Here is a 24,341-nt window from a genome sequence, read left to right as displayed (position 1 = left end):
ATGAAAACCTTTGACGTTGTGATTGTGGGCGCCGGTGCTGCTGGCTTGTTTTGCGCAGGCGTGGCGGCGCAACAAGGTTTGCAGGTGCTGGTGCTGGACCACAGCGAGAAAGTGGCCGAAAAAATTCGCATCTCAGGCGGCGGCCGCAGCAACTTCACCAACCGCGAGCTCGATGTGCGCGCCCCACACAAACACTTCTTGGGCGACAACCCGCAGTTTTGCCGCAGCGCCATGTCGCGCTACACGCCGCAAGACTTTGTGGCGCTCATGCAAAAGCATGGCATCCCGTTTCACGAAAAGCATAAAGGCCAGCTGTTTTGCGACCGCTCCGCCGAAGACCTGATTCAAATGCTCTTGGCAGAATGCAACGGCTCAGCCAATGGCGGCAGCGTGACTCGCTGGCAGCCTTGCAGCCTCAAAGACATTCGCTACTCAGATGCTGCACCCGAGTCACAACGCTACGAAGTCGACACCAGCCAAGGCAAGGTGCAGGCCGCAGCTGTGGTGGTCGCCACCGGCGGCTTGTCCATCCCAAAAATCGGCGCGACCGACATTGGCTATCGACTGGCCAAGCAATTCAACCTGCGCTTGGTCGAGCCCCGTCCAGGCCTTGTGCCTCTCACCTTTGACGACAAAGCTTGGGCGCCCTATGCCCAGCTCTCAGGCCTGTCACTGCCCGTGCGCATCGAAACGGGTACGAAAAAAACCCTGCAAAGCTTTGATGAGGATTTGCTCTTCACCCACCGAGGGCTGTCTGGCCCAGGCGTGCTGCAAATCTCAAGCTATTGGCAAGCGGGCACTGACTTACGCATCAACCTCGCCCCCGAGGTTGACCTGCAAGAAGCACTCATGAACGCCAAGCAGCAGTCTAAAAAGCTCATCGCCAACGAACTCAACGCGTGGGTGCCCTCGCGCTTGGCTGACACATGGGCCAGCCAGGACCCAGCTTGGCAACGCCCAGTTATTGAAGCCAGCGACAAAGCCCTGAACCTGTTGGCCCAGCGCCTGAGCGCGTGGCCCCTCACCCCCACGGGCACAGAAGGCTACAAAAAAGCCGAAGTCACCGTGGGCGGCGTGGACACGCGCGATTTGTCGCAACAAACCATGGAATCCAAGCAGCCAGGCCTGTATTTCATTGGCGAAGTGGTTGACATCACGGGCTGGCTGGGAGGCTACAACTTCCAGTGGGCCTGGTCCAGCGCGCATGCCTGCGCAAAAGCCTTGGGCGCCCGTTTGAAACCGGCGGTTTAGTCGCTATAATCTAGGTCTTTGCTGGCAAACCCCCAACGGCCTGATCAACTTAATGTTGGGGAACACCGCAGGCATGGCGCTTAGGCACGATCTTCCTAGGCACCCTCTGACTGCAAATAATTGGAAATTTTGGTAATGACCACCATCCGTGTAAAAGAAAACGAACCGTTTGACGTCGCTCTGCGTCGCTTCAAGCGCACCATTGAAAAATTGGGTCTGTTGACCGACTTGCGCGCTCGCGAGTTCTACGAGAAGCCAACCGCTGAACGTAAACGCAAAAAAGCAGCAGCCGTGAAACGCAACTACAAGCGCATCCGCAGCATGCAGTTGCCCAAGAAGCTGTACTAAGCAGCCTCTGCCCCAAAAAAGCTCGCTAGGGACGCCTCAGCGGGCTTTTTTTTCGAATCATTTTTCCCTTTAGGAATGCACCATGAGCCTCAAAGCACAAATCACCGAAGACATGAAAACCGCCATGCGCGCCAAAGACAGCGTGCGCTTGGGCACCATCCGCTTGCTGCAAGCCGCAATGAAACAAAAAGAAGTCGACGAACGCGTGGAGCTGGACGATGCCATGGTGATCGCCATCGTGGACAAGCTCATTAAGCAACGCAAAGACTCGGTGGCTGCTTACCTCACCGCCCAGCGCCAAGACTTGGCTGACATCGAAAGCGCCGAGATGAAAGTGCTGGAGGTCTATTTACCTCAGCGTTTGAGCGCCGAAGAAATCACAGCAGCCGTTAAGGCCATCGTGGCTGAAGTGGGTGCTGCAGGACCTGGCGATATGGGCAAGGTCATGGGCGCTGTGAAGGCGCAGTTGGCGGGCAAGGCTGATATGGGCTTGGTGTCTGCTGCAGTTAAAGCCGCATTGGCTGGCTAAGACACCTCAAGGAAAGCGCCGACTCAACACCAACGCAGATAGTGTTTGCGATTTTTGGTTAAGTAAGGGGCTTTCCATCAACATGCTGCTGGCTGTGGATCGTCCGAACGACGCAATCAAATCAATGTCACGATCCAGCTCAATCGCTACACCCATTTGCGCATTCGCGTACAAGGTGCCCGACATGTGCGCATTAAATGCACCATAGTGCGATGCTTGCGACTGGCTTTGAGTCACGCCGTAATACGTCTGCACATAACGCTGGTTGGCCCAATAACGTGACACATCCACAAAACCATTGACTTGGTTGATCAGCGGAAAGCCAATGGTCGCGCCCCATTGCACTAGCGTGCCGCTACCGCTGTGCCATGAATTGCCCGCATTGCCATACAAGGTGATGGCATCTTTGATCGGTTGCCATTCCGCCCACACATAACTCATGGCAGACCCCGCCACATTGCCCATGCCTGAATAACGAACATCGGCTTTCTCTTGACGGCCCATCATGTAGTTCACCGATAAGCCTGCTTTGAATAACTCATCACGCACCAGCCAGACGCCTACCCCGTTTTGCACGCTCGCAAAACCTTGCGCTGTTTCGTAATTCACATTCAGAGTTGGCTCATTTTCAAAGGTAATAAGCACCCCATGAACCAAGGATTGACTGGTTCGACTCAAGCCAGCAGTGACTTCCAACTTATCGGGCAGCACTGCGTCATCCGCACGTCCCATGATGGGCAAAGCGAATACGCATGCAAGGAGCAAAGTCGCCCTCATGTTTAGCTCGCCGCCAATCGCAAAATTTTTAATGGCTTTCCAAGAAACAAGAAAGATTCGAGCCCAACTTTGTAAGTCGCAACGTTTTCATGCTGCGTGAAACGCAATGCAAACTCCTCCATCTGTCGTGATTTGGCAATGGGTTGAGACAACTTGAGCAACAACAAGCTCATGTCCTCTGGGTGAATCAAAGACTGCCACTCTTGCTCGGACAAAATAGGTTGACTTGATAGCGTCAACGCCATGAACAACGGCTCAAGTTTGACGTCACCTGATCCGTACTGAAACAAAATAATGTCATCAAAGTCAGTCAAGATTTCATCTAAAACTGCCCAAACTTCATTGTTAGATTTGGCGAAATAAATGCGATCATTTTCTCGATACAACGAGATTTTGTGACGCGAGCCCATGATCTTTAAAACAATCTCACGCCCGTATATCGTGCGCTGCAATCTTTCAATGATCAAAATAGCGATGACTGTGACAGATGTAAAGTTTAAAAACTGAATGACATCAGACACCGAGGCCGGTCCCAACGTGAAATAAGGTTTCACAAAAAAGAAACTACCCAAAAACGCACTGACCAACACAGCCAACAAAGCCAGCTCGTAACCATACAAATAAGCAATAAACAGACATGCTACGATGAAAAAATGGAACGGTGCATAAGGCTCGATGACCGGTTGCAAAAGGTAACGCAGAATGAAGGCGCTGAACAAAAGCGTGAAGCTACCTAGCACTGCGTCGAGGAACGAATACTTCACCCACGATCTGGAATTTTGAATACGCATGAGTCAATCTATAAAGCCACAACAAGACATTGAGCTCGAGGGCGGGGAACATTGTGTGCTGATGTTACATGGGCTGGGTGCGAGCCCCCTTGAGCTGTCACGACTCGCCAATGATTTGAACACGGCGGGGTTTACGGTCTTTGCACCAAACATCCCCAACTATTCCTACGGTACCGAATGTGGTGACTGGCAAGACTGGGTGCAACACGCAGAACAATATTTGTGGGATCTGCGCCCCAGATATACGACCGTATCGGTGGTCGGGCTGTCTATGGGAGCCACCTTGTCGATCGCGCTCGCACAACGTGAGTCCATCACCAGCATGGTGTTGCTCTCCACGGCACTGGCTTATGACGGCTGGGCCATTCCTTGGTACAGTTTTTTATTGAATTTTGCGAACTGGTTGCCTTTTGCCAGCCGCTATCGCTATGCAGAAGCTGAGCCGTTCGGAATTAAGAACCCAGAGATGCGTGCCATGGTCAAACGCGCTTTGCAAAAAGACCACATTTCTGAATCAGGCGCTGACTACCTTCCGTTCAAATATGTTTCGGAAGGTCGCGCGTTGATCAAGGAGGTGCGCAACAACGTACGGTTAATTGACTGCCCCACCTTGTTCATTCATGCTGCCGATGACGAAACCGTGCACATGCGCAATGCCGAATGGGCCTACGACAACATCAGCTCAGCCAACAAGGAGTTCATCTATTTAGGCGACAGCTATCACATGATCACCGTGGACAACGAGCGTGAAACGGTCAATCAGGAAACCGTGCGTTTCCTCAAGAAAACCGTCAACGATGCTTTGGACATTCCAGCCTTCGATGTAGCACCTATTCAGTCGCCTGAGTTGCGTCGCATGTTGCGTAAACGCGCTTAACTGCCAGCCACCTTCATGCGATTGATCAACACGGAACCAATCGTCTTGGCCCCCATCGTGTAAGCGTCAGCACCAATGGCTTCGATGCCTTGGAACATGTCTTTCATGTTCCCCGCAATGGTGATCTCTTGCACGGGGTACGCAATGCGCCCGTTCTCCACCCAAAAGCCGCTGGCACCGCGTGAGTAATCGCCCGTCACGTAGTTCACGCCTTGGCCCATCAACTCAATCACAAACAAACCCGTACCCAGTTTTTTCAACATGGCATCCAGGTCGTCTGCGCTTTGTGTGAGACGTGAGGACATCACCAAGTTATGTGAACCACCCGAGTTACCCGTGGTGGGCATACCCAGTTTGCGCGCGGTGTAGCTGCTGAGGAAGTAGCCTTCCACACGGCCAGCATCCACCACGCGGCGTGCGCGAACGGTCACGCCTTCGTCGTCAAACGGCGAACTGCCTTTGCCGCGCATGACAAACGGGTCTTCTGAAATGTCGATGTGTTGGGGGAACACCGTGGTGCCCAACGAATCGAGCAAGAAGGTGCTCTTGCGGTACAGCGCACCGCCGCTCACGGCTTGTACAAAACCGCCCAGCAAACCTGCGGCCACAGGCGCTTCAAACAACACGGGGCATTCAATCGTAGCAATCTTGCGCGACTTCAAACGGCTCAACGCACGCTCTGCGGCATAGCGGCCAACGGACTCAGGTGAAGCCAATTCATGGGCGTCACGCATGGAGCTGTACCACGCGTCGCGCTGCATACTGTCACCTTTGCCCGCAATCGGGGCTACCGAAATGGTGTGACGTGAGCTGGCATAGCCACCGCGAAAGCCGTGGGTGTGCGCGCTGAAAAAATGGCTTTGCTGGGCCGACACCGCTGCACCTTCGCTGTTGGTGATGCGCTTGTCGGTTTGCATGGCGGCAGCTTCGCAACGCAGGGCGAGGGTGGCAGCGTCTGCGCTGGTGATGTTCCAAGGGTGGAACAAATCCAAATCGGGGTGGTGGGTGGCAATGTCTTTTTCGTCGGGCAAGCCAGCCACGGGGTCTTCTGCGGTGAAGCGGGCAATGTCGTAGGCCGCTTGCACGGTGCGCTCAATCGCAGCTTGCGAAAAGTCTGACGTGCTGGCATTGCCTCGGCGGTGACCCAAATACACCGTCACACCTAGCGATTTGTCGCGGTTGCGTTCGACGTTTTCTAGCTCGCCTTTGCGCACCGACACGCTCAAACCACAGCCTTCTGACGCATCGGCCCCCGCATCGGTGGCCCCCAGCTTTTTGGCGTGCTTCAGGGCTGCATCGACGAGAGACTCGAAGTGCTCGCGGCTGTAGCTGAAACCTTGGGCAGGCGTGTGGGATGAGGCTTGGGATTTGGTGGCTTTGGTCATATCGGCGGCTATGATACTTGTCACAGCGTTTGCTCTTTGTTTTGAAGGGCAAACCGATCTATTTAAAGCCCCCCAATTTATGTCACGTAAACCCAAAAAAGGTTACTTTGTCCGAGGCCAGTTTGTAGCTGAAGGCAGCGAACTCGACCTCGAACTCAAAGCCGAACTCAAAGGCACAGAGGGCCTGAGCCGCACCGACCGCAAAAAAGACAGCGACGACCGCCAAGACTTGGGCGTCGAGTTGCTCACGCTGCGTACCGAACTGATGGACCGCCTGAACACCCAAGGCCACATCACCGACCTGTTGCGCGAAGCATTGGCCGAAGCCCGCCGCATCACCAACTTTGAAGGCAAGCGCCGTCAAATGCAGTTTGTCGGCAAGCTCATGCGCAAGCTCAGCGAAGAATCAGTGGAAGCCGTCAAAGACGCGCTCAACGAGCAACGCATGGGCAGCACCAAAGACACCTTAGCCCTGCACTTGGCTGAGAGCTGGCGTGACCGCCTGCTGGCCGAAGACACCGCTTTGCAAGAGTGGATGAACGACTACCCCAGCACTGACAGCCAACAGCTGCGTGCTTTGGTGCGACAAGCGCGCAAAGACGATGTCACGTCTAAAGCCGACATTGCCAAAGGTTTGCTACCGCGCCAAAGCCGTTCGTATCGTGAGATTTTTCAATTGATCAAAGAACAGATGAACTTGGCCGAAGACGCGATGCACAGACCAGAAGACGACGAAGAAAGCTACAAGCCATGACAGATAACACTTTGCCAACCACCGATGCCCGTTGCGACACCATCAAGGTTGGCATCGTGTCCATCAGCGACCGTGCCTCTAGCGGCACTTACGAAGACAAAGGCCTGCCCGCCCTGCGCGATTGGCTGGGCCATGCTTTGTACAACCCGATTGAATACGTCGAGCGCCTGATTCCCGACGAGCAAGCCACCATCAGCCAAGCGCTGATTGAGTTGGTCGATGCCGGTTGCGCCTTGGTGCTCACCACCGGCGGCACAGGTCCCGCCAAGCGTGACGTGACGCCCGAGGCCACGTTGGCCGTGGCTCACAAAGAAATGCCGGGCTTTGGCGAACAAATGCGCCAAGTGAGTTTGAAGTTTGTGCCCACCGCCATCCTGTCACGCCAAGTGGCGGTGATTCGCGATGAGACGCTGATCATCAACTTGCCAGGCCAGCCCAAATCCATTCAAGAAACCTTGGGCGGGTTGAAAGACGCAGATGGCAAGCAACTGGTAGACGGCGTGTTTGCGGCTGTGCCCTATTGCATCGACTTGATCGGCGGCCCGTACATGGAAACGCGTGACGAGTTTTGTAAAGGCTGGCGTCCCAAAACGGCACTGAATTCGAAACGCGTTTAAGAAACTTACCTAATTAAAAAGCCCGCAACTGCGGGCTTTTTTACTTTTGACTTGGCGCTGTCGGTATTTTTTGAACGACTGGCTCAACGCCTGACATATCAAAATAAATGCCATCGAAAAATAATTTCACCATGGGCAAATCGTTGCCAGTGGCTGACTTGCTGGGCTGAAACTTCAATACATCGAACACATAACTATTTAACGCTTTCACAAATTGATCGAAATGCGGCATATCAACACTGTGAATTGGTTTCACAAAAATCTTCCATTGATCAATGATCACCGAATCTTGTGCGATCGTGAGATCACATACTGAATCGGTCAATACCAATCCATATTGTTCTAAATTGAAAGTCATTTGCCCTTCAAACACGCCTTCAGGATTTAGCGTAGCCCAAATGCGTTTTGGGAAAACATTCAAAAACATCGCCATAGTTTCAATCTAGCAATTGGTTGATACGTGCCGCCTCAAAGTGCTCTTGACGAGCGGCGTCAGTGGGCACGCAATCGGGTTTGGCTTGACCTGAAGAAAGCTGTTCAATGGCTTTCCACAACAAAGCAATTTGGTGTTCTTGTGACGTCGCGTTGTCAATCAAGCCACGCATGGCTTGGCTCACGGGGTCGTCGTTTTGTGTGACGCCGTAAGCTGAGAAGCCCATCTTCGAAGCGGCCTCTTCGCGTTTTGCGTCCGTCTCAGCTTGAATGATGCGTGCAGGGTTGCCCACGGCGGTCGCGCCAGCAGGCACGGGCTTGGTTACCACTGCATTGCTGCCCACTTTGGCACCGTCGCCCACAGTGAAGCCGCCCAACACTTTGGCGCCTGCGCCAATCACCACGTCTTTGCCCAAGGTGGGATGGCGCTTTTCGCCTTTGTAGAGCGACGTGCCACCCAAGGTCACGCCTTGGTAAATGGTGCAGCCGTCACCAATTTCGGCGGTCTCGCCCACCACCACGCCCATGGCGTGGTCGAAAAACACGCGGTCGCCAATCTTGGCGGCGGGGTGGATTTCAATGCCGGTGAACCAGCGCGAAATGTGCGAAATGAAGCGGCCCAACCACTTGAAGCCGATGTTCCAGCAACCGTGTGCCAAGCGGTGCAGCAACACCGCATGCAAGCCAGGGTAGCAAGTCAGCACTTCCCAGCGGCTTCGAGCAGCTGGGTCGCGGTCCAAAATGCATTGAACATCAGAGCGTAGGCGTGAAAACATAGTGGCTTGATTATCGTTGCCTCACCCGCTACTTTTTTCAGCAGCGGTTTTGGCGACTTGCGACATGGTCTTGGCAATGCCACGCAAGATGTGAATTTCCTCTTGTGTGACCTGTGCACGGTTGAACAGCTGGTTCAAGCGTGGCATGAGTTTCTTCGGCGCTTCTGGGTCTAAAAAGCCAATGTCCGTCAGCGACTGCTGCCAGTGGTCGAGCAAGCCTGCGAGTTGTTGGGCATCGGCCAAGGGTGTGGATTCTTGCGCTGCGGGCGCAATTTCTTCAGAAGGCAACATCGTGGCAAGCCCGCCCAATGCCTCCCGCCAGTCATAAGCCAACACCTGCACCGCAGCGCCTAAGTTCAGCGAACCAAACTTCGGGTCCGTCGGAATGCTCAGGCAGGTGTGGCAGCGGTACACATCTTCGTTGCGCATGCCAAAGCGCTCGGAGCCAAACAAAAAACCCACGCCAAAGTCGGCGTTGTGCTTGTGCTCGGCGGCCAAGGCGGCAAAGTGGGGGCGCGGCTCCAACGTGGGCGGGCCAAAGTCGCGGGGCGTCATGGCAGTGGCGCACAGGTGGTGCAGTCCATCAATCGCTTCATCCAAAGTCGCCACCACACGGGCATTGGCCAGCACGTCTAGGGCGCCGCTGGCACGTTGGATGGTCTCTTCACGGCGCAGCACGTTGTCCCAACGGGGCGCGACCAGCACCAAATCGGTGAAACCCATCACCTTCATGGCGCGGGCGGTAGCGCCCACGTTGCCGGCGTGGCTGGTGTTTATTAGGATGAAGCGGGTTTTCATAGATGTTTTTGTAAGTCTTAGCGCGTAAAATCTGCCCCATTGTCGCCGCCCGCATCGCCGGGCGTTCATCTTCGGTCTGCCAAGGCCAGCTCTTCACAAAATCTATGTCGTCCTCTTCTTCTGTACACCCCATGCTCAATGTGGCCGTCAAGGCTGCACGCGCCGCAGGCGCCATCATCAACCGCGCTGCGCTCGACGTGGAAGCTGTGCGTATTTCACAGAAGCAAGTGAACGACTTTGTGACTGAAGTTGATCAAAACAGCGAACGCGTCATTATCGAAACCCTGCTCACCGCCTACCCCGACCACGGCATCTTGGCCGAAGAGTCCGGCAGCATGCACGGCAACCCTAACGCAGACCACATCTGGATCATCGACCCGCTCGATGGCACGACCAACTTCATCCACGGCTTCCCCTACTACTGCGTGAGCATCGCTTTGCAAGTGCAAGGCCGCTTAGAGCAAGCCGTCATTTACGACCCGACCCGCAACGACTTGTTCACCGCCACCAAAGGCCGTGGCGCGTTCATGAACGACCGCCGCATCCGCGTGAGCAAGCGCACCCGCTTGGAAGAGTGTTTGCTGGCCACGGGCTTTCCTTTCCGCCCAGGTGACGACTTCAACAAATACCTCAGCTTGATGGGCGACATCATGCAACGCACCGCTGGCCTGCGCCGCCCTGGTGCTGCTGCGCTCGACTTGGCCTATGTGGCCGCAGGTTTCAGCGATGGTTTCTTTGAACTCGGCTTGAAGCCTTGGGACATGGCCGCAGGCGCATTACTCATCACCGAAGCCGGTGGTTTGGTGAGCAACTTCACAGGCGAAGGCCCTTACCTTGAGCACGAAGAGTGCTTGGCCGCACCTCCCCGCATCTACGCACAGTTGGTGCCACTCACCACCAAGTACTCCAAGTTTGCAGGCGCAGACGACAAGCGTGCGGCCAGCACAGCGGCCAAAACTTTGAGCATCTCACGCCAAGCGCCAGACGCGCCGCTGTAACTCGTTCCATACTTCTGGCAGGCACTGCGATGCGTGATTTGTCTGGGCACACACCCATGATGCAGCAGTACTTGGGGCTCAAAGCTGACCACCCCGAGACGCTGTTGTTCTACCGCATGGGCGACTTTTACGAGTTGTTCTTTGCGGATGCAGAGAAGGTCACGCGCCTGCTCGACATCACGCTCACGCAACGCGGCCAATCCAACGGCGAGCCCGTGGTGATGGCCGGTGTGCCATTTCACTCTCTCGAAACATACCTCTCACGCCTGATCAAGCTCGGCGAATCCGTGGCGATTTGCGAGCAAGTGGGCGATGTGGGTGCGAGCAAAGGCCCTGTCGAGCGCAAAGTGGTGCGCGTGGTCACGCCAGGCACGCTGACCGACAGTGCGCTACTCAGCGACAAAACCGAAGCCTACGTATTGGCCATTCACCAAAGCGACCGCGCCGGTTGCGGCTTGGCGTGGCTCAGCGTCACCCAAGGCTTGGTGCATTTGGCCGAGTGCGACACGTCTGAGTTGCCCAACTGGATTGCCCGCGTGGCCCCCAGCGAAATCATTTACAGCGCCGAGGTTAGCCCTGCGTTTGAGCAACAGCTGAAAAACTTTTGCAGCAACCTTGGCCTGCCCGCCCAAGTGCGTCCGGCGTTTCAGTTTGATGCCGCTTTAGGTGGCCGCAAGCTGCTGGAGCATTTGCAAGCCGCGTCACTCAATGCGTGGAACGCGCAAGATGTGGTGCAAGCCCATGCCGCCGCCGCCGCACTGCTGGCTTACGCCGAACACACCCAAGGCCGCGCACTCACACACGTGCATGGCGTGTACGTGGCACGCAACGATGCGCTGATCGACCTGCCGCTCACCACCCGCCGCAACCTAGAGCTGACCCAAACCCTGCGTGGCGAAGACTCGCCCACCTTGTTCTCGTTGCTCGACACCTGCATGACGGGCATGGGCAGCCGCCAGCTCAAAAACTGGTTGCTCTCGCCCGAGCGAGATCGCAGCCAAGCCATGCACCGCTTGGCTGCTATTGAAGCGCTGCAAGACAACCGCACGCAAAGCTACAAAGTGCTGCGCGACGCCCTCAAAGGCTCAGGCGATGTGCAGCGCATCAGCGCCCGCGTGTCGCTGCGCCAAGTACGTCCGCGTGAATTGGTGTCGCTGGGCCAAGCACTGCAAAAGGCGTTACGCATTCAGCCGCTCATTCCTACTTCACCAAAAGCGGGGGCGGCAGGCCGCTCTGCGGAGGTCAAGGAGGAGCTCGCGCAGCGAGCGGGGGACACGCAGCAGAGCGGTCTGCCGCCCACGCTTTTAGTGCAGATAGCCCAAGACATGTGCGTACCGCCCGAATGCGGTGCATTGCTCGAACGCGCTTTGCTGCCCGAGCCCGCCGTCTTGGTGCGCGATGGTGGCGTCATCGGCCACGGCTATGACGCAGACCTCGACGAGCTGCGCGCCATCCAAAACAACTGCGACGGTTTCTTGCTCGAACTCGAAGCCCGAGAACGCGAACGCACTGGCATTGCCAACCTGCGCGTGCAGTTCAACAAGGTGCACGGCTTTTACATCGAGGTCACGCAAGGCCAGATCGACAAAGTGCCGGCCGACTACACGCGCCGCCAAACTTTGAAGAACGCCGAGCGCTTCATCACGCCAGAGCTCAAAGCCTTTGAAGACAAAGCACTCAGCGCTCAAGAGCGCGCCCTAGCACGCGAGAAGTTTTTGTTCGAGCAACTGCTCGACACCTTGCAGCAGTTTGTGCCCGCCCTCACCCGCTTGGCGCAAGCCGTGGCCACGCTCGACGCACTGTGCGCCTTGGCCGAACGCTCGCTCACACTCGGCTGGTGCGCACCTGAGTTTGTCAAAACACCGTGCATTGAAATCGCGCAAGGCCGCCACCCCGTGGTGGAAGCCCGCTTGGCCGAAACACACGGCGTGGTGGCTGGCGGCGCTGCCAAAACCTTCATTGCCAACGACACGCGGCTGGGCCACCTGCACCGCATGCAAGTCATCACTGGCCCCAACATGGGCGGTAAGTCGACCTACATGCGCCAAGTGGCCATCATCGTGTTGCTGGCCAGCATTGGCAGCCACGTGCCAGCCACCGCTTGCCGCTTAGGCCCGATTGACGCCATCCACACCCGCATTGGTGCGGCCGACGATTTGGCCAACGCGCAGTCCACCTTCATGCTCGAGATGACCGAGGCCGCGCAAATCTTGCACGCTGCCACGCCGCACAGCTTGGTGTTGATGGACGAGATTGGCCGCGGCACGTCCACCTTCGACGGCTTAGCCTTGGCCAGCGGCATTGCCACGCACTTGCACGACAAGACCCAAGCCTTCACGCTGTTTGCCACGCATTACTTTGAACTCACCGAGTTCCCTGCCAACCACCGCGCTGCGGTGAACGTGCATGTGAGTGCGGCCGAAAGCGGCGCAAGCATTGTGTTCTTGCACGAAATTCAACCCGGCCCCGCCAGCCGCAGCTACGGTATCCAAGTGGCTCGCTTAGCTGGCATGCCTTCTGCAGTACTCAGCCATGCCCGCCATGCATTGGCCTCGCTCGAAGCGGGGGCTGATGCATCGAAGGTTCAAGTCGACCTCTTTGCCCCACCTCCGTTGCAAGACGATGTGGGCCCCAGCCCGCTGCAAGCCAAGCTGGCCGAGATCGACCCCGACAAACTCAGTCCACGCGATGCGTTGGACGCCCTGTATCAACTGAAGAAACTTTTATGACCTACTGCGTCGGCATCAAACTCAAAGCGGGCCTCGTGTTCTTGTCTGACTCACGCACCAACGCGGGCCTCGACCAAATCAGCACCTTCCGCAAAATGATCGTGTACGAAAAGCCGGGCGACCGCTTCATGGTCCTGTTGTCGGCCGGCAATTTGTCCATCTCGCAATCGGTGCGTGAGATCTTGCAAGTCGAGCAACTCAAAGACACACCCGAGAGCGAACCCATCACCATCTGGAACGCCAAGAGCATGTTTGATGCGGTGCGCGTCTTGGGCGCAGCCATTCGCCGCGTGCACGAGCGCGATGCGGCAGCCCTCAAAGCCTCGGGCGTGGACTTCAATGTGTCGCTCATCTTTGGTGGGCAAATTGCAGGCGAAGGCATGCGTTTGTTCCAGGTGTACTCACCCGGCAACTTCATCGAAGCCACGGCAGAAACGCCCTACTTCCAAATTGGCGAATCCAAATACGGCAAGCCCGTACTTGACCGCGTGTTGCACCCAGACACTCCGCTGGACGAAGCCGCCAAGTGCGCGCTGGTATCGATGGACTCCACCCTCAAGTCCAATCTCTCTGTTGGTCTGCCGCTCGATATGGTGGTTTACGAAGCCGACAAGTTTGAGAGCGACAAGGTGGTTTGCATTGACGAAAACAATCCGTACTTTCAGATGATGCACAACACATGGGGCGTCAAACTGCGCGAAGTGTTTGACGGCATTGAAGATCCCGTGTGGAACGGTGCGGCCACTGCCACGCCCTTGCTGCAACCCGCACAGCGTGTGCAAGCATTGAAGAAAATTCAAACCCCAGACGACAAACTCATCTGACCGGCATGACACAACCGCTCATCGTTTTCTCGCACGGCAACAGTTTTCCAGCCAGCACCTATCGCGTCATGTTGGACGCGGTTCGCGCGCGCGGCTTTCATGTGGAAGCCATCGACAAATTTGGCCACGACCCGCGCTATCCCGTCACAGACAACTGGCCGCACTTGGTGCAGCAGCTGACCGATTTTGCAACACCCTTGGCTGCGCAAAGCGGCCCCGTGTTTTTGGTGGGCCACTCGTTGGGCGGCATCCTCAGCATGATGGTGGCAGCCAAGCATCCCGAGCTGGTGCGCGGTGTGGTGCTGCTCGATTCGCCCATGCTGGGTGGCTGGAAAGCCAAGCTGCTCAAAGTAGGTAAACGCGTGCCCGGTGCAGAAGCGTTCTCACCGGCAGCCATCAGCCGCAAACGCCGCACCACATGGGCCAGCGAAGCGGAAGTATTGGAACACTTTCAACACAAAAAAGCATTTGCCAAGTGGCACCCACAAGTGCTGCAAGACTACGTGAAGTACGGCACGCACGACGAACAAACCGCACAAGGCACACGCCGCGTGTTGAGCTTTGACCGCGATGTGGAAAGCGCGATTTACAACGGCCTGCCCGACCACTTGGAAACCTACTTCAAACGCCACCCGCTCAAATGCAAAGCCGCCTTGGTTGGCGGCTTGCAATCGCGTGAGTTGAAACAAGTAGGCTTAGATTTCAGCAGCCGCGTCACACATGGCCGCGTGATGAAGATTGATGGCACACATCTGTTTCCGATGGAGCATCCGTTGGTGGCAGCGGCGGCTGTGGAAACCGCGCTGCTGAACTTGATGGGCTAATTAAGCCGCCCAAGTCACCGTGCCGGTCCACGCGGTGCCCAGCACCACGATGCCAAACACAATGCGATACCAAGCAAATGGAATGAAGCTGTGGCTGGCGATGTAGCGCAGCAACCAACGCACACAAATCCACGCGCTGATGAATGAGAACACCAAGCCCACGGCAAACACGGGCGCATCGGCCATGCTCAGCAAATCGCGTTCTTTGTAAAGGCTGTACGCACCCGCGCCAATGAGCGTTGGAATCGCCAAGTAAAACGAAAAGTCAGTGGCTGCTTTGCGCGACAAGCCCAGCAACATGCCACCAATGATGGTTGCGCCGCTGCGGCTCGTGCCAGGAATCATGGCCAAGCACTGCACCAAGCCCACTTTCAAAGCGTCAGTAGCCGACATGGCTTCCACCGTTTCAATGCGCGAGGGCTCAACCGCTTGCTCTTCCTCGCCCTCAGGCTTGGCTCGGCCCCAGCCTTCGGCCCACAAGATGATGAAGCCACCAATGATGAAGGTGCTAGCCACCACGGTGGGCGTGAACAAATGCGCTTTGATGAACTTGCCAAACAACAAGCCCAGCACCACGGCGGGCACAAAGGCGATGAACACGTTCAAAGCAAAGCGGCGCGCCTCAACCTGCGTAGGCAAAGCCACCACGGTGCTGAAAATCTTTTGCCAGTAAACAATGATCACGGCAAAGATAGCGCCGGTCTGAATGGCGATGTCAAACACCTTGGCTTTGTCGTCATCCATACCCAGCAATGCGCCAGCCAAGATCAGGTGACCTGTCGATGAAATAGGCAAAAACTCGGTCAAACCTTCCACCACACCCATGGCTGCAGCTTTGAGCAATAAAACGATATCCATACAACTCCTTAGATGGGTTGAATTATCCCCTCTGCCCTTGCGCCACCTAAAATTTTGTAGCGCCAAACGCCACTGTCATGGCGCTGTCGTGCCAAAGTCGCCCTGCTGGCGTGCCGTGACGTGTTCAACTACAAGGCAAACCGCTAGATTACGGCCCTCGGCAAACAGGAACTTCACATGTTGATTCAAAAACTCAGACTCCAACGCGGTTGGTCACAACAACAATTGGCTGACCTCAGTGGTCTTAGCGTGCGCACCATTCAACGTCTTGAACAAGGACAAGTGGCAAGCACTGAATCATTGAAATCTCTGGCTGCCGTGTTTGAAATTGATTTCTCAACACTTCAGGAGCCCGACATGAACACCGCAACAGCCCCCACAACACCCCATGCCTTTGATGCAGAAGAAGCCTTGGCCTTTGCCCAAGTGCGCAAGCTCAAGGGCTTTTACCTGCACTTGGCCCAATACCTCATCGTCGTCACCCTCTTGCTGGGTATCAATCTCTGGACACACCCTCAGTACTTGTGGGTGGGCTGGGTGGCGATGGGCTGGGGCATTGGCGTGCTGTTTCACGGCTTGCGCGTGTTCGAGCGCTTCAGCCCATTTGGCGCGGATTGGGAAAAGAAAGAAGTCGAAAAACGGTTGGGGCGAAAAATCTAAGCTCTACCGGAGACAAAGGGCATGCGCGGCGTAAGAACGTGCATTGCCCCGCCTAAAATCATGGCATGACGAAACCCGCAACCCCCGCGACAGAACAAGACAACAAGCCCAGCAACTTTTTGCGCCAAATCATCGAAAACGATTTGGCCCAAGGCACTTACGCCAGCCGCCGCTGGGCGGGCAGCCCAGGAGACGCAGCGCATCACGCTAAAGGCGAGCCAGACCCTGCCAAGATTCGCACGCGTTTCCCACCCGAGCCCAACGGCTACTTGCACGTGGGCCACGCCAAAAGCATTTGTATCAACTTCGGTTTGGCGCGTGACTACGGTGGCGTGTGCCACCTGCGCTTTGACGACACCAACCCCGAAAAAGAAGACACCGAATACGTCAACTCCATCATCGACGCGGTGAAGTGGCTGGGCTTTAGCTGGAGCCAACCTGGCAACTATGCGGCTTACCAAGCCAGCGACTATTTCGACTTCATGTACCGCGCTGCCGAGTCATTGATCGAAGCAGGCCACGCCTATGTGGACGAACAAACGCCAGAAGAAATGCGCGTCAACCGTGGCGACTTTTCTAAGCCCGGCGTCAACAGCCCTTTCCGCGCGCGTACACCTGCTGAAAACCTTGCACGTTTTCGCGAAATGCGCGACGGCAAGTTGGCTGATGGTGCAGCCGTTCTGCGTGCCAAGATTGACATGGCATCGCCCAACATCAACATGCGCGACCCAGCCATCTACCGCATTCGCCGCGCCACACACCACAACACGGGCGACACCTGGTGCATCTACCCGATGTACACCTTTGCCCACCCCATCGAAGACGCGTTGGAGCAAATCACACACAGCATTTGTACGCTGGAGTTTGAAGACCAACGCCCGTTCTACGACTGGCTGATGGACCGCCTGTGCGAGTGCGGCCTGCTGGCTGCACCTGCACCCAAGCAATACGAGTTCTCGCGCCTCAACCTCACCTACGTCATCACCAGCAAACGCAAACTGGCGCAACTGGTGAACGAAGGCAAAGTCAACGGCTGGGACGACCCCCGCATGCCCACCATCGTCGGCCTGCGCCGCCGTGGCTACACACCCGAGAGCCTGCAACTGTTTGCCGAACGCATTGGCGTGACCAAGAGCGACAGCTGGATTGACTACAGCACCCTCGAAGGCTGCTTGCGCGAAAGCCTAGAAAACACCGCACACCGCGCCATGGCCGTGCTGGACCCCGTCAAACTCGTGCTCACCAATTGGGACGAAGTGATGGGTGCTGACCACCTTGAGCCTTGCACACAACCTGCACTGCCCCACGCAGACGAAGGCGCTGAAGTACCTACACGCCATTTCAAAATTGGCAAAGAAGTGTGGATTGAGCGTGACGACTTCGCCGAAGTGCCGCCCAAAGGCTACAAACGCCTCTACCCCGGCAACAAAGTGCGCCTCAAAGGCGGCTACGTCATCGAGTGCACGGGCTGCACAAAAGACGCAAATGGTTTGATCACCGAGGTGCTTGCCACCGTCATCCCCGACACTAAGAGCGGCACACCCGGCAGCGCCACCGTCAAGGCCAGCGCCGCCATCACATGGGTGGGCGTGAACGACGGCTTGCAAGCAGAAGTGCGCATGTATGACCGCTTGTTCACCGATGCACAACCCGACGCAGGCGGCAAAGACTTCCTAGCCGCCCTCAACCCCGACAGCCTGAAAGTGGTGACCGCGTATGTGGAGCCATCATTGGCCAACGTGCCCGCAGGTGCGCACTTTCAGTTTGAACGTCACGGCTACTTTGTGACCGACCGCATGGACCATGCGGGGGGTAAGTTGGTGTTTAACAAGATCACGGGCTTGAAAGACACTTGGGCGAAATAAATAGACAAGATGTTGTCCCCCTCAGCTGTGCATGAAGCTGTGGACAACATCTTGGATATCTCTTAAAGCCTAGTTTTCATAAGGCTTGGCAAGCATTGCCTTGAAAACAGGCAATAAATCACCACCTGTTAGTACCAATCACACAATATCCCCAAACCAGCAAACCACCGCTGGCTTGGCTATGCTTCCCCCCGTAAAGGAACTTAATCAATGTCTACTCTTCTCGATAAATTGCAATGGCGCTACGCCGCTAAAAAAATGGATGCCACCAAAGTGGTGCCTCAAGACAAAGTGGAGCGCATCATCGAAGCAGCTCGCTTAGCCCCCACATCGAGCGGCTTGCAGCCGTTTGAAATTATTTTGGTTACCAACCCCGAAGTTCGCGCCAAGATTCAAGCCAGCGCACACGGCCAAGCACAGATCACCGAAGGCTCTCATCTGTTGGTGTTTGCTGCGTGGGACAACTACACGGCTGACCGCATCAACATGATGTTTGACCTGACCAACACCCAACGCGGCGGCACAAACGAAGGCTGGGAAAACTACCGCCAAATGTTGTTGGCCAACTACCCTGCGCGTGATGCACATGTGAACTTTGAACACGCCGCTCGCCAAGCCTACATTGGCTTGGGCGCATCGTTGATCGCTGCAGCGTTTGAAGAAGTGGACGCTACGCCAATGGAAGGTTTCGACCCGAAAGCCGTGGACGAAATTTTGAACTTGCACGCACGCGGTTTGCGCAGCGTGGCCATCATGCCTTTGGGCTACCGCTTGGCTGAGCAAGACTGGCTCGCACCACTCAAGAAAGTGCGTCGCCCACGCGAGCAGTTCGTGACTGAAGTGAAGTAATTACTTCTTCTCGACGGGATTGGCCGTCAACAAGTTAGCCGAGTAAGCGCGCATGAATTCGCGGGCTTTCTCGGCTTTTGTATTGAGCCACGCGTCATACGCGCCTTCGCCCAAGATGACGGGCATGCGTTTTTCGTTGCCGTTTTGTTGGTAACGGTGCAGCAAGGCGTGGCTGTTGGCATTCACTGTCAGCAGCGTGAAGCTGATGATTTCTGTGCCGTCCTTGGCCCAACGCTCCCAAATGCCCGCCACACCCATGGGCTTGCCGTCCACTCGGGTGATGCGCGTGGGCACGGCTTTGCCGCTGCGCCAGTCGTCTTCAAAAAACGCCATCATGGGCACGATGCAGCGCTGCCCCGCCAGCCACGCATCACGAAAGTTGTTGGATGTGGTGACGGTTTCTGAGCGGGCATTGACCATCTTGGTGGAGCGAAGCTTGGCGTCAGATGCAGACTTGACCCACTGGGGTACAAAACCAAACTGGCCCACGGCTAGTTCGCGCACCGGCTTTGCATCAACCTCAACGCCTTCAGCCTCAGGCGCATTGCGCACAAACACGCCCAGCTTGCGGGGCCACAGGTCGCGCTCAAAGGCAATTTCGGGGGCAGCCACATCAAAGGCATCGGGGTACATCGCGGCGTTTTGCACGCTTTCAAAATGGGCGGTCATGCGGCCATGTTAGCCGCCTGCACCAAAGCACTGCACCGCGCCTGATACGCTCTAGCCTTCGTTCGCTTTTTATGTGCCATGCTGATTCGTTTTAACAAGCCCTACGGCGTGCTAAGCCAGTTCACCCCCGAGGGAAAATGGCGCGGCCTGAAAGATTTCATCACCCTGCCCGGCGTGTACGTGGCCGGCCGCTTAGACGCCGACAGCGAAGGCCTGATACTGCTCACCGACGACGGCCAGCTGCAAGCCCGCATTGCCGACCCGCGCTTCAAGATGGAGAAAACCTACCTCGCGCAAGTCGAAGGCATTGCCGATGACGCCGCGCTGCAAGCCCTGTGCAGTGGCGTGATGCTCAACGACGGCATGACCCTGCCCGCCCGCGCCCGTGCAGCAGAAGCGCCAGCCTACCTGTGGGAACGCGACCCGCCCATCCGTGTGCGGCAAACCAAACCTACGTCTTGGATAGAGCTGACCATCCGCGAAGGCCGCAACCGCCAAGTGCGCCGCATGACCGCCGCCGTGGGCCTGCCCACGCTGCGCTTGATACGCACCCACATTGGCCCCTTCAGCGTGCAGGATTTACCGCTGGCAACTTGGCAAGAGACTGAATTACCATGACCCTATCTCAATCCGAGATAACTACAACGAAGGTGATATGGCCAAAGGCGAACAACACAGCAACAAAATGACAAAGAAGCCTAAAAAGGACACGTCACCTCCCAAGACCTCCACTTCGGATCGTCCTAACCCTCCCACCACTTACGTCGCGCCACGCGGCAAAATTAAGAACAAGTAATGTCTGCCACCCTTGCTCTCGCCACCCTTCGCATTGCACTGACTGATTTGCGCAACAACGCACTGACGGACCGTGCGTTCATACAAACCGCCCGCTCGCAAGAAGCTTTGTTCAAAGCCCTGCCGCCCAAGTTTGCAGAGGTGTGGTTAGAGCTGGTGGACCGACTGGAATCGAGTGCTTTGTTCAGCGAAGAAAGCTGCTCATTCAGCCAAACCGATTTGCTAGATAACCTCGCGCTGGTGCTGGACAAAGCGGAAGCGAAATTAACCGCCTCGAATTAACCATCTAAGCATGACTGCCCCAGAGAATTTTGAAATCTTCACCGTCAAGGTGGAGCCCGCTGGCCTGCAATACGACGTCGAGGGTGACCTCACCTTGCTAGAAGCCGCCGAGATGTCACGCATCGAGCTACCCAGCTCTTGCCGCAATGGCACATGCCGCACCTGTGTGTGCCGCCTTGTGAGTGGCGAAGTAACCTACACCATCGAGTGGCCAGGCCTGAGCGCCGAAGAAAAAGCCCAGGGCTATGTGCTGCCATGCGTGGCTCGCCCCACCTCGAACGTGGTGCTAGAGCAAACACAGGCTCGCACAACCTAAACATGAACCCGATTTACGAAGACGAACACCTGCTGGTGTTCGAAAAACCCAGCGGCCTGCTGTCTGTACCGGGCCGTGGGCCTGAGAAGCAAGACTGCTTGTCTAAGCGCGTGCAAGACATTTACACCGACGCGCTGGTGGTGCACCGCCTCGACCAAGACACCTCGGGTCTGATCGTGATGGCGCGTGGCATTGAGGCGCAGCGCCGCATCAGCCGTTTGTTTGAAACCCGTCAGGTGAGCAAGCGCTACATGGCTGTGGTGGCGGGCAACCCCCTGGTCACCCAAACGCATGTGCCCACCAACGAAGAAGGCTGGCGAGCCATTGAGGGCAACATCATGCTCGACTGGGAGCGTCGCCCCATTCACATCATTCATCCTGACGGCAAACCCAGCCTGAGCCTGTGGCGCATGGTGCAAGTAGGCGACACAGCCAGCTTGATTGAGCTAGAGCCATTCACCGGCCGCACCCATCAGCTGCGTGTGCACATGCAAAGCCTAGGGCACCCCATGCTGGGCGATTCGCTGTATGCGCCGCCAGACATCAAAGCGCTCACACCGCGCTTGATGCTGCATGCTCAAGACATCGGTTTTCCCCACCCGTTTACGGAAGAACCGCTGTTTTTCAGTGCGCCGGTGGTGTGGTCTGCTGTAAACCCCTAGGTTTTCTCGCATTTTTGTAAGAGATCTGTAGCAATAGCGGCGCAAACTGCTTCGGTTCAATTTTTATAACTGGAGACAGAAATGCGTGAAGTAGTTGTGGTCAGCGGTGTTCGTACGGCAATTGGTACTTACGGCGGCAGCCTTAAAGACATTCCCCCCACCGAGCTGGCTGCCCAAGTGGTGCGCGAGTCATTGGCACGCGCAAACGTCGAAGGCAAAGATGTGGGCCATGTGGTGTTTGGCCATGTGGTCAACACAGAACCCAAAGACATGTACCTTTCTCGTGTGGCAGCCATCAACGGCGGTTGCGCCGAAGGCACGCCAGCTTTCAACGTGAACCGTTTGTGCGGTTCAGGCTTGCAAGCCATCGTGTCTGCCAGCCAAGCCATCATGCTGGGTGACTGCGACATCGCCATTGGCGGCGGCGCAGAAAACATGAGCCGCGGCCCTTACGCCTCTCTCAGCGCACGCTGGGGCGCACGCATGGGCGACACCAAGATGGTCGACATGGTGGTGGGCGCTTTGCACGACCCCTTCCAAAACATCCACATGGGCGTGACCGCTGAAAACGTGGCGGCCAAATTTGGCATCACCCGCGAAATGCAGGATGCAGCAGCCGTCGAGAGCCACAACCGTGCCCAACGCGCCACAGAGGCTGGCTATTTCAAAGACCAAATCCTGCCTGTGATGCTCAAGAGCAAAAAAGGCGATGTGGCCTACGCGACTGACGAGCACTTCCGTCCCAACTGCAAGCTCGAAGACATGACCAAACTGAAGCCAGTTTTCATCAAAGAAAACGGCACGGTCACCGCGGGTAACGCATCGGGCATCAACGACGCAGCTGCCGCTGTGGTGTTGATGGATGCCAAGACAGCGCAAGCACGCGGCGCGAAGCCACTGGCACGTTTGGTGTCATACGCCCATACCGGCCTCGACCCAAAAATCATGGGCATGGGCCCTGTGTCGGCGTCTCGCCTCGCTTTGCAAAAGGCCGGCCTCACCACCAACGACATGGACGTGATTGAAGCCAACGAAGCCTTTGCTGCACAAGCTTGCGCCGTGAGCAAAGAGCTCGGCCTCGACCCTGCCAAAGTCAACCCCAACGGTTCTGGCATTTCTTTGGGTCACCCCATCGGTGCGACCGGCGCTTTGATTACAGTTAAGGCCCTGTACGAACTGCAACGCATCAACGGCAAGTACGCTTTGGTCACCATGTGTATTGGTGGCGGCCAAGGTATCGCTGCTATTTTTGAGCGCCTTTAATCTTCTATGACCAGCCCAAACGACGACAGCTTTATCCAACGCGAAGCCAACCAGTTCGCACTGTTAAATCAACGTCGGTTTGGGCCGTTTTTCTGGACGCAGTTTTGCGGTGCGGCGAACGACAACCTGTTCAAGTTCGCCTTCACCGTGATGGTGACCTACCAGCTCAGCGTGAGCTGGTTGCCCGTCTCTTTAGCGGGCTTGGTGATTGGGGCACTGTTCATCCTCCCCTATTTGTTGTTCTCCGCCACCAGTGGGCAACTGGCTGAAAAGTATTCAGACACGACCATCATGCGATGGGTGAAAAACTGTGAAATCGCCATCATGCTGCTCGCCGCTGTGGGCTTTATGACCCAGCAAGCTGCCGTGCTGTTGGCTTGCACTTTCTTGATGGGCCTGCACTCCACCGTGTTTGGGCCGGCTAAATATTCGTACTTGCCACGCGTGCTGGATGAGCACGAACTCACAGGTGGAAACGGCATGACCGAGATGGGTACCTTTGTGGCCATCTTGCTGGGGAATGTGGCAGGCGGTTTGTTGGTGGCGATTCCTGACATTGGCCACGCCTCAGTGGCTGTGGCTTGCGTGGCTGTGGCGGTGTTTGGCCGCTGGATGAGTGGGCGCATGCCTGCGCTCACAGCAACCCACGCTGATGAGCCCATCAACTGGAACCCCATCACCGAAACCATGCGCAACCTGCGCTTGGCACGCGCCAACGCCAAGGTGTTTCAAACCCTGCTGGGCATCAGCTGGATGTGGTTTTTTGGCGCGGTGTTTTTAAGCCAGTTCCCTAGCTTTGCTAAAGAGGTGTTGCACGGCGATGCACAAGTGGCTTCGCTGCTGCTGGTGTTGTTCTCAGTGGGCATTGGCGCGGGCTCGCTCTTGTGCGAATACCTCAGCCGTGGACGTGTGGAGATGGGTCTGAGCCCATTGGGCGCAATCGGCATGGCACTGTTTGCCGTGGATTTGTATGTGGCCGCCGGCGACTTGCCAGTATCTGAACTGATGGGCATCAGCGCCTTCGTGGCGCAGAGCGCACACTGGCGCATCATGGCCGACTTACTGCTGCTGAGTCTATTCACCGGCATTTACAGCGTGCCCATGTATGCGCTCATTCAAATCGAGAGCAAAGCCCATGAAGTGGCACGCATCATTGCGGCCAATAACATCATCAATGCCATCTTCATGATTGCCAGCTCGCTCATTGCTGGGGCCATGCTGAGCGCTGGTCTTTCTATCCCCGACATCTTCTTGTGGACCGGCGTGGCCAACGCGGCGGTGACGCTGGCCATCTTCATGGCCGAGCCCAGTTATTTGCACCGATTTGCAGCTTGGCTGCGCGGGGTTTGACCCAACGCAAGGGCGTGGCGGCTTCTTACAATTAATATTGTTGCAACTCAAGCATCTTGCGA

General features: G+C 56.4%; 26 protein-coding genes and 1 pseudogene. 19 read left to right on the top strand and 8 right to left on the bottom strand.

Annotated elements, in window-relative coordinates:
- The 3 genes from B9Z35_RS03000 to B9Z35_RS02990 all read left to right on the top strand — a co-directional run bounded on the left by B9Z35_RS03000 (nt 1) and on the right by B9Z35_RS02990 (nt 2,128).
- Entirely contained in the window at nt 1-1,251 is a 1,251-nt protein-coding gene (locus B9Z35_RS03000) for an NAD(P)/FAD-dependent oxidoreductase (RefSeq protein ID WP_108282167.1), read from the top strand.
- Between the two features lie 135 nt (nt 1,252-1,386).
- Nucleotides 1,387-1,599 carry a 30S ribosomal protein S21 gene (gene rpsU / locus B9Z35_RS02995; protein WP_006296472.1) on the top strand — a complete coding sequence of 71 codons (213 nt, stop codon included), beginning with the start codon at nt 1,387-1,389 and terminating at the stop codon, nt 1,597-1,599.
- 82 nt (nt 1,600-1,681) lie between these two features.
- Nucleotides 1,682-2,128: a GatB/YqeY domain-containing protein gene (locus B9Z35_RS02990; RefSeq protein WP_108282166.1), complete on the top strand. Its 447-nt coding sequence runs from the start codon at nt 1,682-1,684 to the stop codon at nt 2,126-2,128.
- 6 nt (nt 2,129-2,134) lie between these two features.
- On the opposite strand, the gene B9Z35_RS02985 is transcribed toward B9Z35_RS02990, so the two are convergent.
- Nucleotides 2,135-2,893, bottom strand: a complete 759-nt coding sequence (locus B9Z35_RS02985; RefSeq protein ID WP_158268108.1) for a MipA/OmpV family protein — start codon at nt 2,891-2,893, stop codon at nt 2,135-2,137.
- 14 nt (nt 2,894-2,907) lie between these two features.
- Nucleotides 2,908-3,696 (bottom strand): DUF4118 domain-containing protein, encoded by a 789-nt coding sequence (locus B9Z35_RS02980; RefSeq protein WP_108282164.1) that lies wholly within the window; start codon nt 3,694-3,696, stop codon nt 2,908-2,910.
- On the opposite strand from B9Z35_RS02980, the gene B9Z35_RS02975 reads away from it, so the two are divergent.
- The gene (locus tag B9Z35_RS02975; RefSeq protein ID WP_108282163.1) at nt 3,695-4,573 is read left to right on the top strand and encodes a carboxylesterase; all 879 of its coding nucleotides are present in this window, start codon (nt 3,695-3,697) and stop codon (nt 4,571-4,573) included. The genes B9Z35_RS02980 and B9Z35_RS02975 overlap by 2 nt on opposite strands.
- On the opposite strand, the gene pmbA is transcribed toward B9Z35_RS02975, so the two are convergent.
- Nucleotides 4,570-5,958, bottom strand: coding sequence for a metalloprotease PmbA (gene pmbA, locus B9Z35_RS02970; RefSeq protein WP_108282162.1), 1,389 nt, complete (start codon nt 5,956-5,958; stop codon nt 4,570-4,572). The two genes, B9Z35_RS02975 and pmbA, sit on opposite strands and share 4 nt — an antisense overlap.
- Before the next feature lie 79 nt (nt 5,959-6,037).
- On the opposite strand from pmbA, the gene yjgA reads away from it, so the two are divergent.
- Entirely contained in the window at nt 6,038-6,712 is a 675-nt protein-coding gene (gene yjgA / locus B9Z35_RS02965) for a ribosome biogenesis factor YjgA (RefSeq protein ID WP_108282161.1), read from the top strand.
- Nucleotides 6,709-7,329 (top strand): molybdopterin adenylyltransferase, encoded by a 621-nt coding sequence (gene mog, locus B9Z35_RS02960; RefSeq protein ID WP_108282160.1) that lies wholly within the window; start codon nt 6,709-6,711, stop codon nt 7,327-7,329. Before yjgA ends, mog begins: the two co-directional genes overlap by 4 nt.
- 40 nt (nt 7,330-7,369) lie before the next feature.
- Here the strand turns inward: mog and B9Z35_RS02955 are convergent, their stop codons facing one another.
- From B9Z35_RS02955 to B9Z35_RS02945, 3 genes are read right to left on the bottom strand one after another with little or no spacing between them, the layout of a single operon-like run.
- Nucleotides 7,370-7,762 (bottom strand): hypothetical protein, encoded by a 393-nt coding sequence (locus tag B9Z35_RS02955; protein ID WP_108282159.1) that lies wholly within the window; start codon nt 7,760-7,762, stop codon nt 7,370-7,372.
- 4 nt (nt 7,763-7,766) lie between these two features.
- A complete protein-coding gene (cysE, locus tag B9Z35_RS02950) occupies nt 7,767-8,537 on the bottom strand; it encodes a serine O-acetyltransferase (RefSeq protein ID WP_108282158.1) in 771 nt (256 codons plus the stop codon).
- Nucleotides 8,538-8,558: 21 nt separating this feature from the next.
- Nucleotides 8,559-9,335, bottom strand: coding sequence for an RNA methyltransferase (locus B9Z35_RS02945; protein WP_108282157.1), 777 nt, complete (start codon nt 9,333-9,335; stop codon nt 8,559-8,561).
- Between the two features lie 104 nt (nt 9,336-9,439).
- Here B9Z35_RS02945 and B9Z35_RS02940 point away from each other — a divergent pair, with 104 nt between their 5' ends.
- From B9Z35_RS02940 to B9Z35_RS02925, 4 genes are read left to right on the top strand one after another with little or no spacing between them, the layout of a single operon-like run.
- The gene (locus tag B9Z35_RS02940) at nt 9,440-10,333 is read left to right on the top strand and encodes an inositol monophosphatase family protein (RefSeq protein WP_108282156.1); all 894 of its coding nucleotides are present in this window, start codon (nt 9,440-9,442) and stop codon (nt 10,331-10,333) included.
- 29 nt (nt 10,334-10,362) lie between these two features.
- Nucleotides 10,363-13,062 (top strand): DNA mismatch repair protein MutS, encoded by a 2,700-nt coding sequence (mutS, locus tag B9Z35_RS02935; protein WP_108282155.1) that lies wholly within the window; start codon nt 10,363-10,365, stop codon nt 13,060-13,062.
- On the top strand, nt 13,059-13,886 hold the full coding sequence (locus B9Z35_RS02930) for a proteasome-type protease (RefSeq protein ID WP_108282154.1): 828 nt from the start codon (nt 13,059-13,061) through the stop codon (nt 13,884-13,886). The genes mutS and B9Z35_RS02930 overlap by 4 nt, the downstream gene beginning before the upstream one ends.
- Before the next feature lie 5 nt (nt 13,887-13,891).
- Nucleotides 13,892-14,710, top strand: coding sequence for an alpha/beta hydrolase (locus B9Z35_RS02925; RefSeq protein ID WP_108282153.1), 819 nt, complete (start codon nt 13,892-13,894; stop codon nt 14,708-14,710).
- On the opposite strand, the gene B9Z35_RS02920 is transcribed toward B9Z35_RS02925, so the two are convergent.
- Nucleotides 14,711-15,568 carry an undecaprenyl-diphosphate phosphatase gene (locus B9Z35_RS02920; protein ID WP_108282152.1) on the bottom strand — a complete coding sequence of 286 codons (858 nt, stop codon included), beginning with the start codon at nt 15,566-15,568 and terminating at the stop codon, nt 14,711-14,713.
- Between the two features lie 177 nt (nt 15,569-15,745).
- Here B9Z35_RS02920 and B9Z35_RS02915 point away from each other — a divergent pair, with 177 nt between their 5' ends.
- The 3 genes from B9Z35_RS02915 to B9Z35_RS02905 all read left to right on the top strand — a co-directional run bounded on the left by B9Z35_RS02915 (nt 15,746) and on the right by B9Z35_RS02905 (nt 18,942).
- Nucleotides 15,746-16,228, top strand: a complete 483-nt coding sequence (locus B9Z35_RS02915; RefSeq protein WP_108282151.1) for a helix-turn-helix domain-containing protein — start codon at nt 15,746-15,748, stop codon at nt 16,226-16,228.
- A 65-nt stretch (nt 16,229-16,293) separates the two neighbouring features.
- On the top strand, nt 16,294-18,093 hold the full coding sequence (locus B9Z35_RS02910; protein ID WP_108282150.1) for a glutamine--tRNA ligase/YqeY domain fusion protein: 1,800 nt from the start codon (nt 16,294-16,296) through the stop codon (nt 18,091-18,093).
- A 210-nt stretch (nt 18,094-18,303) separates the two neighbouring features.
- Nucleotides 18,304-18,942 (top strand): NAD(P)H-dependent oxidoreductase, encoded by a 639-nt coding sequence (locus B9Z35_RS02905; RefSeq protein WP_108282149.1) that lies wholly within the window; start codon nt 18,304-18,306, stop codon nt 18,940-18,942.
- On the opposite strand, the gene B9Z35_RS02900 is transcribed toward B9Z35_RS02905, so the two are convergent.
- Nucleotides 18,943-19,611: an SOS response-associated peptidase gene (locus tag B9Z35_RS02900; protein ID WP_108282148.1), complete on the bottom strand. Its 669-nt coding sequence runs from the start codon at nt 19,609-19,611 to the stop codon at nt 18,943-18,945. It lies immediately after the preceding gene.
- 78 nt (nt 19,612-19,689) lie between these two features.
- Here B9Z35_RS02900 and B9Z35_RS02895 point away from each other — a divergent pair, with 78 nt between their 5' ends.
- The 6 genes and pseudogenes from B9Z35_RS02895 to B9Z35_RS02870 form a co-directional block, all read left to right on the top strand.
- On the top strand, nt 19,690-20,229 hold the full coding sequence (locus B9Z35_RS02895) for a pseudouridine synthase (protein ID WP_108282147.1): 540 nt from the start codon (nt 19,690-19,692) through the stop codon (nt 20,227-20,229).
- A 177-nt stretch (nt 20,230-20,406) separates the two neighbouring features.
- Entirely contained in the window at nt 20,407-20,688 is a 282-nt protein-coding gene (locus B9Z35_RS02890) for a hypothetical protein (protein ID WP_108282146.1), read from the top strand.
- 10 nt (nt 20,689-20,698) lie between these two features.
- Nucleotides 20,699-21,004, top strand: coding sequence for a 2Fe-2S iron-sulfur cluster-binding protein (locus B9Z35_RS02885; protein ID WP_108282145.1), 306 nt, complete (start codon nt 20,699-20,701; stop codon nt 21,002-21,004).
- Between the two features lie 2 nt (nt 21,005-21,006).
- Nucleotides 21,007-21,666 (top strand): RluA family pseudouridine synthase, encoded by a 660-nt coding sequence (locus B9Z35_RS02880; protein ID WP_108282144.1) that lies wholly within the window; start codon nt 21,007-21,009, stop codon nt 21,664-21,666.
- A gap of 81 nt (nt 21,667-21,747) precedes the next feature.
- Nucleotides 21,748-22,929, top strand: a complete 1,182-nt coding sequence (gene bktB, locus B9Z35_RS02875) for a beta-ketothiolase BktB (protein ID WP_108282143.1) — start codon at nt 21,748-21,750, stop codon at nt 22,927-22,929.
- A gap of 6 nt (nt 22,930-22,935) precedes the next feature.
- A pseudogene (locus B9Z35_RS02870) lies at nt 22,936-24,267 on the top strand (MFS transporter); the annotation flags it as partial.
- Nucleotides 24,268-24,341: the final 74 nt, after the last annotated feature.

It is taken from the genome of Limnohabitans sp. Jir61, assembly GCF_003063545.1.
GTDB lineage: Bacteria > Pseudomonadota > Gammaproteobacteria > Burkholderiales > Burkholderiaceae_C > Limnohabitans.
The sequence above is the reverse complement of the archived record's forward strand: the minus strand, read 5'-3'. Positions and strand labels throughout refer to the sequence as shown.

Coding starts and splice junctions, on each gene's coding strand:
- B9Z35_RS02925 (WP_108282153.1), top strand. CDS start 13,892: ATGACACAACCGCTCATCGTTTTCTCGCACGGCAACAGTTTTCCAGCC.
- B9Z35_RS02895 (WP_108282147.1), top strand. CDS start 19,690: ATGCTGATTCGTTTTAACAAGCCCTACGGCGTGCTAAGCCAGTTCACC.
- B9Z35_RS02910 (WP_108282150.1), top strand. CDS start 16,294: ATGACGAAACCCGCAACCCCCGCGACAGAACAAGACAACAAGCCCAGC.
- mutS (WP_108282155.1), top strand. CDS start 10,363: ATGCGTGATTTGTCTGGGCACACACCCATGATGCAGCAGTACTTGGGG.
- B9Z35_RS02900 (WP_108282148.1), bottom strand. CDS start 19,611: ATGACCGCCCATTTTGAAAGCGTGCAAAACGCCGCGATGTACCCCGAT.
- B9Z35_RS02940 (WP_108282156.1), top strand. CDS start 9,440: ATGTCGTCCTCTTCTTCTGTACACCCCATGCTCAATGTGGCCGTCAAG.
- bktB (WP_108282143.1), top strand. CDS start 21,748: ATGCGTGAAGTAGTTGTGGTCAGCGGTGTTCGTACGGCAATTGGTACT.
- pmbA (WP_108282162.1), bottom strand. CDS start 5,958: ATGACCAAAGCCACCAAATCCCAAGCCTCATCCCACACGCCTGCCCAA.
- B9Z35_RS02915 (WP_108282151.1), top strand. CDS start 15,746: ATGTTGATTCAAAAACTCAGACTCCAACGCGGTTGGTCACAACAACAA.
- B9Z35_RS02980 (WP_108282164.1), bottom strand. CDS start 3,696: ATGCGTATTCAAAATTCCAGATCGTGGGTGAAGTATTCGTTCCTCGAC.
- B9Z35_RS02975 (WP_108282163.1), top strand. CDS start 3,695: ATGAGTCAATCTATAAAGCCACAACAAGACATTGAGCTCGAGGGCGGG.
- B9Z35_RS02905 (WP_108282149.1), top strand. CDS start 18,304: ATGTCTACTCTTCTCGATAAATTGCAATGGCGCTACGCCGCTAAAAAA.
- B9Z35_RS02945 (WP_108282157.1), bottom strand. CDS start 9,335: ATGAAAACCCGCTTCATCCTAATAAACACCAGCCACGCCGGCAACGTG.
- B9Z35_RS02890 (WP_108282146.1), top strand. CDS start 20,407: ATGTCTGCCACCCTTGCTCTCGCCACCCTTCGCATTGCACTGACTGAT.
- B9Z35_RS02990 (WP_108282166.1), top strand. CDS start 1,682: ATGAGCCTCAAAGCACAAATCACCGAAGACATGAAAACCGCCATGCGC.
- B9Z35_RS02955 (WP_108282159.1), bottom strand. CDS start 7,762: ATGGCGATGTTTTTGAATGTTTTCCCAAAACGCATTTGGGCTACGCTA.
- yjgA (WP_108282161.1), top strand. CDS start 6,038: ATGTCACGTAAACCCAAAAAAGGTTACTTTGTCCGAGGCCAGTTTGTA.
- B9Z35_RS02885 (WP_108282145.1), top strand. CDS start 20,699: ATGACTGCCCCAGAGAATTTTGAAATCTTCACCGTCAAGGTGGAGCCC.
- cysE (WP_108282158.1), bottom strand. CDS start 8,537: ATGTTTTCACGCCTACGCTCTGATGTTCAATGCATTTTGGACCGCGAC.
- mog (WP_108282160.1), top strand. CDS start 6,709: ATGACAGATAACACTTTGCCAACCACCGATGCCCGTTGCGACACCATC.
- B9Z35_RS02880 (WP_108282144.1), top strand. CDS start 21,007: ATGAACCCGATTTACGAAGACGAACACCTGCTGGTGTTCGAAAAACCC.
- B9Z35_RS02930 (WP_108282154.1), top strand. CDS start 13,059: ATGACCTACTGCGTCGGCATCAAACTCAAAGCGGGCCTCGTGTTCTTG.
- B9Z35_RS02920 (WP_108282152.1), bottom strand. CDS start 15,568: ATGGATATCGTTTTATTGCTCAAAGCTGCAGCCATGGGTGTGGTGGAA.
- rpsU (WP_006296472.1), top strand. CDS start 1,387: ATGACCACCATCCGTGTAAAAGAAAACGAACCGTTTGACGTCGCTCTG.
- B9Z35_RS03000 (WP_108282167.1), top strand. CDS start 1: ATGAAAACCTTTGACGTTGTGATTGTGGGCGCCGGTGCTGCTGGCTTG.